1 protein-coding gene and 1 pseudogene are annotated in these 1,115 nt (G+C 69.1%); both read left to right on the top strand.

The window, feature by feature from the left end; translation table 11 throughout:
* Positions 1-345, top strand: a pseudogene (locus BISA_RS13455) (hypothetical protein); the annotation flags it as partial.
* A gap of 29 nt (positions 346-374) precedes the next feature.
* On the top strand, positions 375-1,115 hold a 741-nt coding region (locus BISA_RS11770), incomplete at its 3' end, for an SCO6880 family protein (protein ID WP_033892186.1).

The raw sequence follows: 1,115 nt of genomic DNA, 5'->3' as shown, positions 1-1,115 counted from the left end.
AAACTCGCGGGCGGCGGATCGACGCCGGACGGCGCACGCCGTGGAACGAAGACGAACACGAACGCGAATCCCGCGTCTCCGGCCACGAACGCCTCGAACGGCCATGCTCCCTCCGAACGTCCCGACGGGGCCGGCGGCATGGGTTCCGCGTCGAAGCCGTCCGCCGAATCGGCCCCTCCTCAGGGAGCGGACCGAGTGAGCCCCACGGGGTTCGATCCGAACATCCCGGAGGGCTCCTCACAGGCCGATGCGGCCGTCGTAAGGCCGGTTTCCGACGGCGGTGCCCGCGACGGGGCCCCGCAAGGCGCGGACCGTTCCTCGGCGCGCAGAAGCAAGACGTTCTGAACATCCCGATTTGATTTGGAGGGCCGATCATGGCATCGAACACGACGTACGGGGATTGGATGCGGCCGATGCCGGGAGGCATCCGCAACATCGGGATCCCGCTGACGCTGGCCGGCATGGGGGTGCTCGTCACGACGCTGCTGGTCAGCATGGCGAACGTCCTCGCCGCGATTGCGATCCTCGTCGTCGGCATGGGCGTGATCCTCGTATTGGCGGTGAGGGACCGCGAACACCGCAACATGGTGGAACGCGCCGTGGAGAGGCGCTCGTGGATCGCGGCGAAGCGTTCCGGCTCGAACCTGTACCGTTCCGGCCTGCTCGCGCCAATCGACGGGGGAAGGGCCATGCTGCCGGGGATCCTCTCGCAGGTCGGCGTCACGTCTGCGCTGGACGGTCTCGGCCGCGAGTTCTGCCTGGTCAGGCACGCGCGCACCGGCGAATACTCGCTGCTGCTTTCCTGCCAGCCGCAGGGCGCGAGCCTCGCGGACGACGACGTGGAGGATTCGTACGTGGCCTCGTGGGCCGCGCTGATGGAATCCCTGGCTTCGGAGAGCGGCGTCACCCAGCTGGCCGTGACCGTGGACACGGCCCCCGATTCCGGCGTGCGCTTCCGCCGCACGCTGAGCAGACGCATCGTCGCCGACGCGCCCGATCTGGCGGCGCGCGCGATGGCGCAGATCATGGACCAGTACGCGGCCGGCGGCGCGTCCAACGACGTGACCCTCGCGTTGACGTTCCGCTACACCGACCGTGACGGCAGATACCTCGAC

Source organism: Bifidobacterium saguini DSM 23967 (assembly GCF_000741715.1).
Taxonomy (GTDB): domain Bacteria; phylum Actinomycetota; class Actinomycetes; order Actinomycetales; family Bifidobacteriaceae; genus Bifidobacterium; species Bifidobacterium saguini.
This window is presented reverse-complemented; position numbering and strand designations above follow the sequence as displayed.